Genomic DNA, 13,231 nt, shown 5'->3' on the forward strand with positions numbered 1-13,231 from the left:
CAGCCTTGCTGGCGAACCAGGCGCCGCGGTGCATGAGCGGGCAGGGCAATTGGCACAGTCCCTGCTTTGATCCAGCTACAACAGCCCACCGGTCAACGGCGATCGTCCAGGGCCCCCAACTGATGAGTACAGGCAAAGGCGCCTGGAGCTTCGGCTCCAGGCGCCTTTTTGCGTTTTCCGTGAGCGAGGATCGGCTATGCAGGCAACAGCGAACGAGGCACAACGACCGCGACTGGTCATCGTCGGCAATGGCATGGTCGGCCATCACTGCGTCGAGCAATTGATCGAGCGCGGCGCCCTGGCCCGCTTCGAGCTGCATGTGTTCGGCGAGGAACGCCAGCGTGCCTACGACCGGGTCCACCTGTCGGAGTACTTCACCGGCAGTTGCGCCGAAACCCTGGCCCTGTGCGCGCCGGGCTATTACCCGGACAACGGCGTGCACCTGCACCTGGGCGAGGCGGTAGTGGCGATCGACCGCCAGCGCCGGGAGCTGGTCACCGACGCAGGCCGCTACGGCTATGACCAGCTGATCCTGGCCACCGGCTCCTACCCGTTCGTGCCGCCCATCGAGGGCTCCAGCGGCCACGCGCGGCTGGTCTATCGCACCCTCGACGACCTCGACGCGATTCGCGCCGCCGCCAGCGGTGCCCGCCGTGGCGTGGTGGTCGGCGGCGGCCTGCTGGGCCTGGAGGCGGCCAACGCCCTCAAGTCCTTGGGCCTGGAGGCCCATGTGGTGGAGTTCGCCCCCCGCTTGATGCCGGTGCAACTCGACGGCGAAGGCGGCGCGGCGTTGCGTGCGCGCATCGAGGCGCTGGGCGTCGGCGTGCACCTGGCCCGCGCCACCCAGTCGATCAGCGCAGGCGAGCAGTACCGCTACCGAATGAACTTCGACGGCGGCGAGCACCTGGAAACCGACCTGGTGGTGTTCTCCGCCGGTATCCGCCCGCAGGACGCGCTCGGCCGCGCCTGCGGCCTGGAGGTCGCCGCCCGCGGCGGCGTGGTGATCGACAACCACTGCCGTTCCAGCGACCCGCGGATCTTCGCCATCGGCGAATGCGCTTCGTGGAACGGCAGCGTGTTCGGCCTGGTCGCCCCGGGCTACGCCATGGCGCGCACCTTGGCGGCATGGCTGATGGGCGAGGCGCCGAGCGGGTTCAGTGGCGCCGACATGTCGACCAAGCTCAAGCTGCTGGGCGTCGATGTCGGCTCGATCGGCGACGCCCAGGGCGCCACGCCGGGCGCGCGCAGCTACCGCTTCATCGACGAGGCCAGTGCCTCGTACCGGCGGCTGGTAGTGGATGCCAGCGGCAAGCAGGTGCTCGGCGCCGTGCTGGTGGGCGACAACAGCTACTACGACACCTTGCTGCAATACGCCCAGAACGGCATCAAGCTGCCGGCCGACCCGGCCACCTTGATCCTGCCCCAAGGAGGCGGCGCGCCCGCCCTGGGCGCCGATGCCTTGCCTGCTGCCGCGACCATCTGCTCATGCCACAACGTCAGCAAGGGCGCGGTGTGCGCGGCCATCGACGGCGGCTGTGGCGACCTGGCCGCGGTCAAGGCCTGCACCAAGGCCGCCAGCGGTTGCGGGGGCTGCGCGGCACTGCTCAAGCAGGTGGTCGAGCACGAGCTGGGCGCCCGCGGCGTGAGCGTGGACAAAAGCCTGTGCGAGCACTTTGCCTACACCCGCCAGGAGCTCTACGCCCTGGTGCGGGTCGAAGGCATCCGCACCTTCGGCGACCTGCTCGCCCGCCATGGCCAGGGCCCTGTCGGCTGCGACATCTGCAAGCCGGCGGTGGGCAATATCCTCGCCTCGTGCTGGAACCAGCCGATCATGGACCCGGCCCTGGTGCCGTTGCAGGACACCAACGACACCTTCATGGCCAACATGCAGAAGAACGGCACTTACTCGGTGGTGCCGCGCATTCCCGGCGGCGAGATCACCCCGGACAAGCTGATCGTGATCGGCCAGGTGGCGAAAAAATACGACCTCTACACCAAGATCACCGGCGGCCAGCGCATCGACCTGTTCGGCGCGCAGTTGCACGAGTTGCCGCTGATCTGGGGCGAACTGATTGCCGCTGGCTTTGAAACCGGGCACGCCTATGGCAAGTCGACGCGCACGGTGAAGTCCTGCGTCGGCAGCACCTGGTGCCGCTACGGCGTGCAGGACAGCGTGGCCATGGCCCTGCGCCTGGAGGACCGCTACAAGGGCCTGCGCGCGCCGCACAAGCTCAAGTTCGCGGTGTCCGGCTGTACCCGCGAATGTGCCGAGGCGCAGAGCAAGGACATCGGCGTGATCGCCACCGACAAGGGCTGGAACCTCTATGTGTGCGGCAATGGCGGCATGCGCCCGCGCCACGCCGAGCTGTTCGCCACCGACCTGGACGACCAGACCCTGGTACGGCTGATCGACCGCGTGCTGATGTTCTACATCCGTACCGCCGACAAGCTGCAGCGCACCTCGGTGTGGCGGGAAAACCTCGAGGGCGGCCTGGACTACCTCAAGCAGGTGGTGATCGACGACAGCCTGGGCCTGGCGAGCGAGCTGGAGGCGCAGATGCAGCATGTGGTCGAGCAGTACGAGTGCGAATGGGCCAATGCCTTGAGCGACCCGGAAAAACTCAAGCGCTTCCGTACCTTCGTCAATGACCAGCGCGCCGACCCCGACGTGCACTTCGTCCGCGAACGCGGCCAGCGCCGCCCGGCGGCGGCGCTGCAGCTGATTCCGACCCATGAGGAGACTGTGTGATGAACCAGAGCAACAGGGCTGTGCAAGCGCAAACCACCTGGCACAGCGTGTGCGCTGCCCATGACCTGGTGGCCGATTCCGGGGTGGTGGTGTGGCATGCCGGCGAGCAGGTGGCGTTGTTCTATCTGCCGGGGCAGGCGCAGGCGATCTATGCCGTCGGCAACCGTGATCCGCGTTCCGGCGCGAATGTCATCGGGCGCGGATTGCTGGCCAGTCTGCAGGGTGAGCCCGTTGTCGCGTCGCCTTTGTACAAACAGCATTTCTCGCTGCGTAATGGCTGCTGCCTGGAGGATCCAGGCCAGGTGCTGCCGGTTTGGCGGGTGCGGATCCAGGGTGAGCAGGTCGAATTGTCCCGCGCCTGAATCCGCAGGGTGGCTCAATCCTGGTCAAGTGGGTAATGGCTGGCGCCATTGGCGTCGAGGTAGCTGGCCCACTCCGTGACCGCCGCGTAGATGACCGCCTCGCTGACTGCGCTGACCAAATCGGCCATCAACGGCGGGTGCAGGATCAGATCGCCCTTGCGGGCGGCGTGCAGGCTGTCATCCATGAGCCATCTCTGAAAGGGGGGTCAGTTCAGTCGCAAACCAGCCTTGATCGTTTCCCAATGGACAAGGTCGGCGGGCTCCAGCGGTGTTTGCTTGCTGTAGCTCACCGCGACGAAACGGGCTTGGCCGGCAGGCGCGTAGGCCAACTGGCGCTGGTAGGAAACCACGTCTCCACGCTTGAACTGCAGGCTGGTTTCCAGGCCGTGAATGTCGCGGGCCACACCGGCGCTGACCGGCTGGGGTTCGCTGATGACCGCCGCAAGGCGTTCGCGCAGTTGCGCCAGTTGCTGCAGGTAGAGGCTTTCCAGGGTCTGCCCCTCGGGCAGCGGGCTGCGGGCGATCACCAGGCTGGTGCCGCGTTCGCGGAAAGCGAGCATGTTCATGCTGGTGTCTTCGGGCGTTTCATCGCCCAGGTCCAGGACCAGGTCCTGGGTCAGGTAGGCGGCCATAGCGCTGCTCCATGCGTTGAGGCGGCACACGCTAAAGCTTCGGCGCCTTGCCTGCAAGGGCGTGGCCGGCGCCGAGTGACGCAAGTCACCGAATCGGCATGGCTTGCAGGCCCGACGCGCGGATACACTGCCAGGCATGAACCTCGATACCCGCATCAAGTTCCGCCACCTGTTGTGTTTCCTGGAGATTGCCCGGCAGGGCAGCCTGGCCAGGGCTGCCGATGTGCTCGCGATCAGCCAGCCGGCGATCTCCAAGACGCTCAAGGAGCTCGAGGCGTTGCTCGAGACCCGGCTGTTCGAACGCGGCCGCCAGGGCGTGTCATTGACCGCGGCCGGTACGCGCTTCTTGCGTTATGCCGGGCCCAGCGTGCACGCCCTGCGCGAAGGCGTTGGCAGCGTGCGCGGCGAGGCCTTGCAGCCATCGCAGGTGCGTATCGGTGTGTTGTCCACGGTCGAGGGCCTCTTGATGCCCGAGGTGCTGTGCCGCCTGCACCAGCGCCATGAAGCCTTGGTGATCAGCGTGGTCACCGGGGTCAGCGCGCAGTTGCTGGGGCAGTTGCATGTGGGCGAGCTGGAGCTGGTGGTCGGGCGCATGACCGACAGCCCGCGCATCCAGGGGTTGTCGTTCGAGCACCTGTACAGCGAGTCGATGGCCCTGGTGGTGCGCCCCGGGCACCCGTTGCTGGCGCGCCAGCCGGTCGAGCGGGGGCTGGTAGGGCAGTACGCGCAGGTGTTGCCGCCGCCGGGGACGACCATTCGCCAGCATGCCGACAGCCTGTTCGTGCAAGGCGGGATCGGCGTGGCGGCGCAACGCCTGGAAACGCTGTCGCTGGCGCTGAGCCGGCGCTATGTGCTGGGCAGCGACGCGGTGTGGGTAGCGCCGCGCGATGCGGTGCTGATCGACCTGGGGCGCGGCGAGCTGGCCGAACTTGACCTCGGGGTACGTGAGCCGGGGGGCTCGGTGGGCATCTGTCGCAACGCGGCGGTGCCCCAGGGCCTGGCGGCGCAGTGGGTGTGCGAGGTATTGCGCGAGGTGGCGGGGGCGTATCGGCTGGGTGGATATCCCTGACGCTGGGCGGGTGCCATGGTTTTGAAAAGCTCCCGGCAAACCCTGGCGAAGCCATCAATACTGGCCATTGGCTGCAAGCGCGATCATGAACAACCTTTAACCCAGGAACTTCCAGCCCACAACCCGCTCTTATGCCGGTAGCCATTGGTCGCGGCCGCCTGCTAAGCTCGCGGCTTTACCCTGATTGCCCTCATGGCGCATGAACAAGGAAATAGCATGAAACAGCATCGTTTGGCGGCTGCGGTTGCCCTGGTAGGCCTGGTCCTGGCGGGCTGCGACGCCCAGACCAGCAGCGTCGAGCTGAAGACTCCGGCACAGAAAGCCTCCTACGGTATCGGCCTGAACATGGGCAAGAGCCTGGCCCAGGAAGGCATGGACGACCTGGATTCCAAAGCCGTCGCCCAAGGCATCGAAGACGCTGTTGGCAAGAAAGAACAGCGCATCAAGGACGAGGAACTGGTCGAGGCCTTCACCGCCCTGCAGAAGCGCGCTGAAGAACGCCTGGCCAAGGCCAGCGAAGAAGCCTCCGCGGCCGGCAAGAAATTCCTCGAGGAAAACGCCAAGAAGCCTGGCGTGGTCACCACCGCCTCGGGCCTGCAGTACGAAGTGGTCAAGAAGGCCGACGGCCCGCAGCCCAAGCCGACCGATGTGGTCACCGTCCACTACGAAGGCAAGCTCACCGACGGCAAGGTGTTCGACAGCTCCGTCGAGCGCGGCAGCCCGATCGACCTGCCGGTCAGCGGCGTGATCCCAGGTTGGGTCGAAGGCCTGCAACTGATGCATGTCGGCGAAAAATACAAGCTGTACATCCCCGCCGAGCTGGCCTATGGCGCCCAGAGCCCGAGCCCGCTGATCCCGGCCAACTCGGTGCTGGTGTTCGACCTGGAACTGCTGGGCATCAAGGACCCGGCCAAGGCCGACGCCGAAGCCGCCCCGGCCAAGTAAGCGCCAGTCTGCTGCTGCAACGACGCCCCGTTTTGACGGGGCGTCGTCGTTTTTGGCGGCTTGACGCGAACCGCCGGCGTCATTCACTGTCGCAAGCAATGCCACGGCGTAACCTCGGGTGTGCTTGTCGCAAAACGTTTGCGCCGTTGCAACGGTTGTGTAAAAAACGCCCGATCCGTCCCCGGCCCTTGCCTGGCGGGCACGACGCGGCGCCAATGCCGCCCTGTTCACAAGGTTATCCACAATAAATGTGGATAACCTGCCTGCTCCTCTGGAGGTCTCATGAGCGCACCCTGGAATTTCACCCGCTTCCTGCCCCTGGCCGAGCGCCTGCTCAGCCGCGGGCGGTTGCCGGCCCTGTTGTTCGCCGTGGCCCGCAAAGGCCCCAAGCTCGGCCAGCTGCGTGAGGACCTGGGCCTGATGCAGGCGCTGTGCCTGGCCTGGTGGCGCGGCGAGTACCGCGCCGTCAGCCCCAAGGCACTGGTGACCATCGTCGCCGGCTTGCTGTACTTCGTCAGCCCGCTGGACGCCATCCCCGACTGGTTGCTGGGGGTCGGCCTGCTCGACGACATCGCCGTGCTGGGTTGGGTGCTCAAGACCGTGGCCGACGAGCTGGCCCGCTTCAAGGCCTGGCGCGCCAGCCAGGCGCCGGAGCGGTTGCGGGTGGTCGAGCGCCTGCCCAATAGCCCCGAAGCCCTGCGCCTGGAGCGCCCCGGCAACTGATTCACGGCATGCCCCCGAGGTTGGTAATATAATTGGCATAAGGGTTATGCCTATGGATTACATGCCGTAGTCCAACGTCAAGGGGGTTGTATGGGTATTCAGGTCATCAGCCGGGACGGTCAGCCCGAGTACGCAGTCGTTCCCTGGGAGCAGTACCAGGCGTTGCTGGCCGCCGCTGGCCAGGCACCTGGCGCAGCGCCCGCCACCGACAATGTCGCCGCCGAACCCGCAGACGCCAGCTTGTCCAGCCTGGACCAGCTGGCGTCGTTGCGTGAGGCCAAGGGCCTGGCGCCCGAGCAACTGGCGCGCAGCGTCGGGATCAGTCCGGCCTACCTGGCGATGATCGAGGCCGGCGATCGCCGCCCCGACGCGGCGATCCTGCGCAGCCTGGCCTGGCACCTGGGGCTGGCGGGCTGGAGCGAGCCGTCATGAGCCAGGTCAGGATCAGCCGTCAGCAATGGCAGAGCCTGCTGACCGAGCTCGACCTGGCCCGCCGGCAACGCCACCTGCTCACCTACCGGGCGCTGCTGGAGCGCCTGCAACTGCCCAGCCCGGCGATGCAGACCCTCACCGCGGCGCTGGAGTACCTGGCGCTGCTCGATGCTCGCGCCGAGCAACCGCTGCGCAGTTCGCTGGTGATCAGCCAGGGGGCCAGCCGCCTGCCACGTACCGGCTTTTTCGAGTGTGTCGAGCGCCTGGGGCGTTTCTCCGGGCCGGTGGATGGCATGGAGGCGGCGTCGTGGCATGCCTCGGAGGTGGTGCGGGTGTTCGAGTACCGTTATCCGGAAGAGGCCTGAACGACTCTGCCATCCACCGCGTCGCCTGGTTCGCCAGCAAGGCTGGCTCCTACAGGTGTGTGTGGCTGAGGGCGCGGTAGGAGCCGGCTTGCCGGCGAACACCGGCCTTGGCCGGTGCCATCCACCGCGTCGCCGGGTGCGCCAGCAAGGCTGGCGCCTACGGGGGGCAGGTGCAATGGCAGGGTTTCAGGCTTCGATCAGGCTCAGGCTCGAACCGCTGCTTTCCTTGGCCTGGCGCTTGGCCTGGGAGGCCAGCTCGGCCAGTTGCCCGGCATCCAGCTGGCCGCCGCTGTGCGGCGTCAGCCAGACCACGCCGATCGACAATGACAGCAGGGCGAACGTCTCGCGCTGCCCCTGGCGGTTGTGGGCGATGAAGCACCCAGCCTCCAGGTGCTCGGCGCGGTAGAAGCGCCGACATTGGCGCGTGAACGCTTCCACCAGCACCTGCAAGCGCTCGCGCCAGTCCGCCGAGCCCAACACCAGCATGAAATCGTCCCCGCCGATGTGCCCGACGAAGTCCCTCTGCGGGTCGACGCAGTCGTTCAGGCATTGCGCCAGGCTCAACAGCACTTCGTCGCCGCGGGCGTAGCCATAGATATCGTTGAAGGGCTTGAAGCTGTCGATGTCCACATAGCACACCGCCGCCTCGCGCCGTTGCTGCAGCAGGCGCGCCAGGCATTGCTGGATCGGCACGTTGCCCGGCAGCAGGGTCAACGGGTTGGCATGCCGGGCCTGCTGGATCTTCTGTTCGGTGATCAGCTTGAGCACATCGATCACCCGCCCCAGGCCCAGGTAGCGACCGCTCTGGGTGATGATGAAGTCTTCCTCGATCCGCTGGCGGGCGCGGCTGGTGAGCAGGCGGCTGACCTGTTGCAGCGACTGCCCGCGTTCCACGGCAAGAAAGTCTTGGCTCATCAGCCGGCTGATCGGCTTGCGCGCGAACAGGTCGGTGCCGAACGGCTGCAATAGCGCATCGGCCAGGGAGTGCCGGTGAACGATGCCGCACGGCTTGTCGCGCTCATCCAGCACCGCCAGGGAGTTGAGGTTGGCCTGCCGGCGAAAGGCTTCGAGCACCTGCTGCGTGGGCGTCTGCAGTGGCACCGCCGGCTGTTGGATAAGCAGTGCGTCGAGGGCGCCGTTGTCCTCGCCCAGGGTCACGGTGCCGGCGCTTGCCTGCGGCAGCAGGGGGAGCGCGTCACTGGGCGGGAACTCCTGCGGGCGGCCGAGCAGGTAGCCCTGCACCAGGTCCACGCCCATCTCGCCGAGCACCGCCAGCTCCTCGCCCAGCTCGATCCCTTCGGCGATCACCTGGGCCCGGGAGGCGCGGGCGATTTGCAGGATCGAGCCGACGAACTCGCGCTTGAGCGGGTCTTGATGGATGCCGTCGATGAAGTGGCGGTCGATCTTCACGTAGTCGGGGCGCAGTTCCGACCACAGGCGCAGGCTCGAGTAGCCGGCCCCCAGGTCGTCCAGGGCAATGGAAAAGCCCATGTCGCGGTAGTGGTGCAGGGCGTTGAACAGCAGTTGGAAGTCTTCGGTGGGGGTCTGTTCGGTCAGCTCGATGACCACCCGGCTGGGCGGCAGGCCGACGGCCTCGAGCATTTTCAGGGTACGCCCGGACGGGTAGTGGGGTTCGAGCAGCGATTCGGGCGAGACGTTGAGGAACAGCTTGCCGCCCAGGTTCAGTTCGCTGAAGCGCCGGCAAGCGGTTTCCCGGCACAACACCTCGAGCTCGCTCAGGCGCCCGGCCTGGCGGGCGATGGCGAACAGGTTGAGCGGCGAGTGCAGGGGGCTGTTGGACGGGCCGCGGCTCAAGGCTTCATAGCCGAGCACGCGGCGTTCGGAAAGACAGACGATGGGCTGGAACAAGCTGTGGACGCTACGTTGAGCCAGGATGGCGCTCAATGCGCTGAGCTGTTCGGTGACGGTCATGGACTGCTTCCTGAATGAAAAAAGGCCGGACGCTTGCACGTCCGGCCCTTCTATTTCACGACAGCCCGATGACTGTTTGATGACAGGTCACATTATTTAGCCATCATTCAGTGCTTGGCCACCGAGGTGCTCAGGCTGAGGTAGTCGAGCAGGATGCGACCGGTTTCCGACAGGTAGGCGTCGTCTTCCGGCTTGGTGTCGTCCGGCTCGGCCGGCAGCGCGTCCTCGTCTTCTTTCTTCAGTTCCTTGAGCGGCTCTTCGCCCTTGGCCTTGCGGCGGATGTTCTCCAGGGCCAGTTGCTTGGCCTCGATCTGGTCGTGGCGAGCACGACGCTCCTGCTCGTTGAGGCTGACGGTCTTCTCGTTCATCAGCTTCTGGGTCAGGGCCAGGCGGTCGCGGATGTAGACGAACTCGGCATCCTTGTCGCTGCGCGCGTCATGCTGCGCCTTGAGCTGGGCCAGGAACGGCTTGAACGGGTCGGAAGCCGGCTTGACCACCGGGCGAATGGTGTCCCATGGCATGGCCTCGGGCAGCGCGCTCTCGCCGATTTCCTTGGTATCGATGATCGATGGGTAGGCGATGTCCGGCAGCACGCCCTGGTGCTGGGTGCTCTGCCCGGAAACCCGGTAGAACTTGGCCAGGGTCAGTTTCAGCTCGCCATGGTTGAGCGGCTGGATGGTCTGCACGGTGCCCTTGCCGAAGGTCTGGCCCCCGATGATCAGCGCGCGGTGGTAGTCCTGCATGGCGCCGGCGAAGATCTCCGAGGCCGAGGCCGAGAGGCGGTTGACCAGCAGTGCCAGCGGGCCCTTGTAGAAGGCGCCGGGGTTCTCGTCCTCGAGCACGTCGACGCGGCCGTCGGCGTTGCGCACCAGCACGGTCGGGCCCTTCTCGATGAACAGGCTGGTCAGTTCGGTGGCTTCCTGCAGCGAGCCACCGCCGTTGTTGCGCAGGTCGATGACCACGCCGTCGACTTTTTCCTTCTGCAGCTCGGTCAGCAGCTTCTTCACATCGCGGGTGGTGCTCTTGTAGTCCGGGTCGCCTGCGCGGTAGGCCTTGAAGTCGAGGTAGAAGGCCGGGATCTCGATGATGCCCAGCTTGTAGTCACGCCCGTCCTGCTTGAGCTTGAGCACCGACTTCTTCGCCGCCTGCTCCTCGAGTTTCACCGCTTCGCGGGTGATCGAGACGATCTTGCTGGTCTGGTCGTTCGGCGCGTTGCTCGCCGGGATCACTTCAAGGCGCACCACCGAGCCTTTCGGGCCGCGGATCAGCTTGACCACTTCGTCCAGGCGCCAGCCGACCACGTCGACCATTTCCTTGTTGCCCTGGGCCACGCCGATGATCTTGTCGGCGGGGGCGACCTGTTTGGTCTTGGCCGCCGGGCCGGCCGGCACCAGGCGCACGATCTTGACCTGGTCGTTGTCGCTTTGCAGCACCGCGCCGATGCCTTCGAGCGACAGGCTCATGTTGATGTCGAAGTTTTCCGCGTTGTCCGGCGACAGGTAGTTGGTGTGCGGGTCGTAGGACTGGGCGAAGGTGTTGATGTAGGCCTGGAAGATGTCCTCGGCACGGGTCTGGTTCAGGCGCGACAGCTGGTTCTTGTAGCGCTTGGTCAGGGTGTCCTGGATCTGCTTGAGGTCCTTGCCGGAGATCTTCTGGCGCAGCACCTCATCCTTGACGCGTTTGCGCCACAGGTCGTCGAGCTCGGCCTGGTTCTTCATCCACGGCGCATCCTTGCGCTCGACCAGCAGGTCTTCCTTCACCGTGAAGTCGATTTTGTCGACGCCCTTGTTCAGCTCGCCGAGGGCGTAGTCCAGGCGCTGCTTCACGCGGTCCAGGTAGCGCTTGTAGATGGTGAAGCCGGGGTCGAGGTTGCCGCTTTTGAGGAAGTCGTCGAACTGGGTCTTCCACTTGTCGAACTCGGCGATGTCGGCGGCGGTGAAATAACTGCGCGACGGGTCGAGCAGCTTGATGTAGCTGTCGTAGATGATGACCGAACGGGCGTCGTCCAGTGGCGGCTTGCTGTAGTGGTGACGCTTGAGCAGCTCGACGATATTGAGGCTGGCCACCACTTCGTCGCGGTCTGGCTGCAGGGTGTCCCACTTGTTGGCGGCGGCCGCATTGCCACCGAGCGTGAGGCTACCGAGCCCGATCATCAGGGCCAGGGCGGTGCTGGGGAGGAAATGCTTCATGCTGATTCGACGTGGAGGCAATTGATCACGCATAGTAGGCCGTCTTTTCCGTTCGCCGGTTCCAGGGGAGCCGGACGCATACTGCAAAAAGCCTGGGACATGCACGCCCAGGCTCAGTCATATGATTCAACTATGGAGGCACTGTGAAGGCATTGCAAGGCGTTGACGGACATGTGGCCTGGGTCGAGGCCGAACGCCCGGCCTGTGATGCCGGGCAGCTACGCATCCGCGTGGCCGCGGCGGGGCTGAACCGCGCCGACCTGCTGCAAATGAAGGGGTTGTACCCTCCACCGCCAGGTGCCAGCCCCTACATGGGCCTGGAATGCGCCGGTGTGGTCGAGGAAGTGGGCGCCGGCGCCGACTGGCGCGTGGGTGACCGGGTGTGTGCGCTGCTGGCCAGCGGCGCCATGGCCGAGGAGGTGGTGGTGGACGCCCGTCATGTGCTGCCGGTGCCCGAAGGCCGGAGCCTGCACGAGGCGGCGGCGCTGCCGGAGGTGTACGCCACGGCCTGGTTGAACCTCTTCCAGCTCGGGGGCCTGAAGCCCGGTGAGAAGGTGCTGGTGCATGCTGGCGCCAGTGGCGTGGGCTCGGCGGCCATCCAGCTGTGCAAGGCCTTTGGCAGCCCGGTGTGGGTCAGCGTGGGTTCGCCGGAGCGCCTGGCCTACTGCCAAGGCTTGGGCGCGGCGGGTGGCGTGGTGCGCAACGCCAACCTCGACGAGCTGGAGCAGCTTGGGCCGTTCGATGTGATCCTCGACCCGGTGGGCGCCGGTTACGGGCCGTTGAACCTCAAGGCGCTGGCCCGCGATGGGCGCTGGGTGATCATTGGCTTGATGAGCGGTCGCAAGTTCGAGCTGGACCTGGCCCTGGTGCTGGGCAAGCGCCTGCAAATCACCGGGTCGACCCTGCGCAACCGTGACGATGGCTTCAAGGCCGAGTTGCTGCGCGAGCTGCAACAGCAGGTGTGGCCATTGTTCAGCGAAGGGCGGTTGTCGCCGCAGTTGGTTGACACTTACCCCGTCGAATTCGCCCAGGCAGCGTATGCCGAGCTCGAGAGCAACCAGGTATCGGGCAAGCTGGTCATGGTGATCGATCCGAGCTTGAGTTAGATCCGTTCGCCGGCAAGGCACGCTCCCTGTAGGAGCCGGTCTTGCCGGCGAACAGCGGTTTCACGACCAGCTCAGGATCGGCCAACCATTGGTCTGGGCATGCTCGCGCAATACCGGATCCGGATTCACCACACGCGGATGATCCACCTTCAGCAGCAACGGCAGGTCGTTGCGCGAGTCGGAATAGAAGCTCGCCCCCTCGAGATTCTCCTGCTCCTGGTCCAGCCATTCCAGCAAGCGGGTGATCTTGCCCTCGCGGTAGGTCAGCACGCCATGGGTCTTGCCGGTGTACACACCGTTCACCGCCTCCAACTCGATGGCCAGGTATTCCTCTACCCCCAGCCGCGCCGCGATCGGCCCGACTAGATGGACGCCGCTCGCCGAGATGATCAGGATGCGGTCGCCGCGCTGGCGGTGCTCGGCGATGCAGCGGCAGGCGTCGGCAAAGATGATCGGCTCGATCACCTCTTCCACCCAGGGCTCGATCAGGTGCTCCACTTCCTCCAGCGTGCGTCCGGCAACCGGCTCGAGGCTGAAGGCCATGTAGTCCTCCATCTGCAGGTGGCCCTTGCCGTAGGCTTGCATCATTTCCTGGTCGCGCTTGAGAAACGCCTTGCCGTCGACCCAACCCAGTCGGGCCATCTGTTCACTCCACAGCGACGCGCAGTCGCCGTGGATGAGGGTTTCGTCCAGATCGAAAATTGCCAATGCCATGGGTTGAATCTCC

13 protein-coding genes are annotated in these 13,231 nt (G+C 65.8%); 8 read left to right on the top strand and 5 right to left on the bottom strand.

Annotation, left to right across the window (positions count from 1 at the left end; translation table 11 throughout):
• Nucleotides 1–196: 196 nt before the first annotated feature.
• Together nirB and nirD are read left to right on the top strand one after the other, a co-directional pair.
• Nucleotides 197–2,749, top strand: a complete 2,553-nt coding sequence (gene nirB, locus KSS95_RS09495) for a nitrite reductase large subunit NirB (protein WP_217853434.1) — start codon at nt 197–199, stop codon at nt 2,747–2,749.
• The gene (gene nirD, locus KSS95_RS09500; protein WP_217853435.1) at nt 2,749–3,111 is read left to right on the top strand and encodes a nitrite reductase small subunit NirD; all 363 of its coding nucleotides are present in this window, start codon (nt 2,749–2,751) and stop codon (nt 3,109–3,111) included. The genes nirB and nirD overlap by 1 nt, the downstream gene beginning before the upstream one ends.
• Nucleotides 3,112–3,125: 14 nt before the next feature.
• Here the strand turns inward: nirD and KSS95_RS09505 are convergent, their stop codons facing one another.
• Nucleotides 3,126–3,296: a hypothetical protein gene (locus KSS95_RS09505; RefSeq protein WP_217853436.1), complete on the bottom strand. Its 171-nt coding sequence runs from the start codon at nt 3,294–3,296 to the stop codon at nt 3,126–3,128.
• A 21-nt stretch (nt 3,297–3,317) separates the two neighbouring features.
• Nucleotides 3,318–3,743 carry a DcrB-related protein gene (locus KSS95_RS09510; RefSeq protein ID WP_217853437.1) on the bottom strand — a complete coding sequence of 142 codons (426 nt, stop codon included), beginning with the start codon at nt 3,741–3,743 and terminating at the stop codon, nt 3,318–3,320.
• Between the two features lie 136 nt (nt 3,744–3,879).
• On the opposite strand from KSS95_RS09510, the gene pcaQ reads away from it, so the two are divergent.
• The 5 genes from pcaQ (at nt 3,880) to KSS95_RS09535 (ending at nt 7,277) form a co-directional block, all read left to right on the top strand.
• Nucleotides 3,880–4,812 (top strand): pca operon transcription factor PcaQ, encoded by a 933-nt coding sequence (gene pcaQ, locus KSS95_RS09515; protein ID WP_217853438.1) that lies wholly within the window; start codon nt 3,880–3,882, stop codon nt 4,810–4,812.
• Nucleotides 4,813–5,028: 216 nt separating this feature from the next.
• A complete protein-coding gene (gene bamJ / locus KSS95_RS09520) occupies nt 5,029–5,757 on the top strand; it encodes a BamJ family beta-barrel-assembly machinery protein (protein WP_134689328.1) in 729 nt (242 codons plus the stop codon).
• A 282-nt stretch (nt 5,758–6,039) separates the two neighbouring features.
• Nucleotides 6,040–6,480: a YkvA family protein gene (locus KSS95_RS09525; protein WP_217853439.1), complete on the top strand. Its 441-nt coding sequence runs from the start codon at nt 6,040–6,042 to the stop codon at nt 6,478–6,480.
• A gap of 90 nt (nt 6,481–6,570) precedes the next feature.
• Nucleotides 6,571–6,912 carry a helix-turn-helix domain-containing protein gene (locus KSS95_RS09530; protein WP_217853440.1) on the top strand — a complete coding sequence of 114 codons (342 nt, stop codon included), beginning with the start codon at nt 6,571–6,573 and terminating at the stop codon, nt 6,910–6,912.
• Entirely contained in the window at nt 6,909–7,277 is a 369-nt protein-coding gene (locus tag KSS95_RS09535; protein WP_134689322.1) for a hypothetical protein, read from the top strand. Before KSS95_RS09530 ends, KSS95_RS09535 begins: the two co-directional genes overlap by 4 nt.
• A gap of 186 nt (nt 7,278–7,463) precedes the next feature.
• Here the strand turns inward: KSS95_RS09535 and KSS95_RS09540 are convergent, their stop codons facing one another.
• Nucleotides 7,464–9,209, bottom strand: a complete 1,746-nt coding sequence (locus KSS95_RS09540) for a bifunctional diguanylate cyclase/phosphodiesterase (protein ID WP_217853441.1) — start codon at nt 9,207–9,209, stop codon at nt 7,464–7,466.
• Nucleotides 9,210–9,316: 107 nt separating this feature from the next.
• Nucleotides 9,317–11,398 (bottom strand): carboxy terminal-processing peptidase, encoded by a 2,082-nt coding sequence (locus tag KSS95_RS09545; protein WP_217853442.1) that lies wholly within the window; start codon nt 11,396–11,398, stop codon nt 9,317–9,319.
• Nucleotides 11,399–11,541: 143 nt separating this feature from the next.
• On the opposite strand from KSS95_RS09545, the gene KSS95_RS09550 reads away from it, so the two are divergent.
• A complete protein-coding gene (locus tag KSS95_RS09550) occupies nt 11,542–12,504 on the top strand; it encodes an NAD(P)H-quinone oxidoreductase (protein WP_217853443.1) in 963 nt (320 codons plus the stop codon).
• Nucleotides 12,505–12,564: 60 nt separating this feature from the next.
• Here the strand turns inward: KSS95_RS09550 and KSS95_RS09555 are convergent, their stop codons facing one another.
• Nucleotides 12,565–13,218 carry an HAD family hydrolase gene (locus KSS95_RS09555; protein ID WP_217853444.1) on the bottom strand — a complete coding sequence of 218 codons (654 nt, stop codon included), beginning with the start codon at nt 13,216–13,218 and terminating at the stop codon, nt 12,565–12,567.
• Between the last annotated feature and the right edge of the window lie 13 nt (nt 13,219–13,231).

It is taken from the genome of Pseudomonas muyukensis, from assembly GCF_019139535.1.
GTDB classification, from domain to species: domain Bacteria; phylum Pseudomonadota; class Gammaproteobacteria; order Pseudomonadales; family Pseudomonadaceae; genus Aquipseudomonas; species Aquipseudomonas muyukensis.

What these genes read in the sequence shown, in the direction of transcription:
- nirB (WP_217853434.1), top strand. Translation starts at nt 197, where the DNA reads ATGCAGGCAACAGCGAACGAGGCACAACGACCGCGACTGGTCATCGTC.
- nirD (WP_217853435.1), top strand. Translation starts at nt 2,749, where the DNA reads ATGAACCAGAGCAACAGGGCTGTGCAAGCGCAAACCACCTGGCACAGC.
- KSS95_RS09505 (WP_217853436.1), bottom strand. Translation starts at nt 3,296, where the DNA reads ATGGATGACAGCCTGCACGCCGCCCGCAAGGGCGATCTGATCCTGCAC.
- KSS95_RS09510 (WP_217853437.1), bottom strand. Translation starts at nt 3,743, where the DNA reads ATGGCCGCCTACCTGACCCAGGACCTGGTCCTGGACCTGGGCGATGAA.
- pcaQ (WP_217853438.1), top strand. Translation starts at nt 3,880, where the DNA reads ATGAACCTCGATACCCGCATCAAGTTCCGCCACCTGTTGTGTTTCCTG.
- bamJ (WP_134689328.1), top strand. Translation starts at nt 5,029, where the DNA reads ATGAAACAGCATCGTTTGGCGGCTGCGGTTGCCCTGGTAGGCCTGGTC.
- KSS95_RS09525 (WP_217853439.1), top strand. Translation starts at nt 6,040, where the DNA reads ATGAGCGCACCCTGGAATTTCACCCGCTTCCTGCCCCTGGCCGAGCGC.
- KSS95_RS09530 (WP_217853440.1), top strand. Translation starts at nt 6,571, where the DNA reads ATGGGTATTCAGGTCATCAGCCGGGACGGTCAGCCCGAGTACGCAGTC.
- KSS95_RS09535 (WP_134689322.1), top strand. Translation starts at nt 6,909, where the DNA reads ATGAGCCAGGTCAGGATCAGCCGTCAGCAATGGCAGAGCCTGCTGACC.
- KSS95_RS09540 (WP_217853441.1), bottom strand. Translation starts at nt 9,209, where the DNA reads ATGACCGTCACCGAACAGCTCAGCGCATTGAGCGCCATCCTGGCTCAA.
- KSS95_RS09545 (WP_217853442.1), bottom strand. Translation starts at nt 11,398, where the DNA reads ATGAAGCATTTCCTCCCCAGCACCGCCCTGGCCCTGATGATCGGGCTC.
- KSS95_RS09555 (WP_217853444.1), bottom strand. Translation starts at nt 13,218, where the DNA reads ATGGCATTGGCAATTTTCGATCTGGACGAAACCCTCATCCACGGCGAC.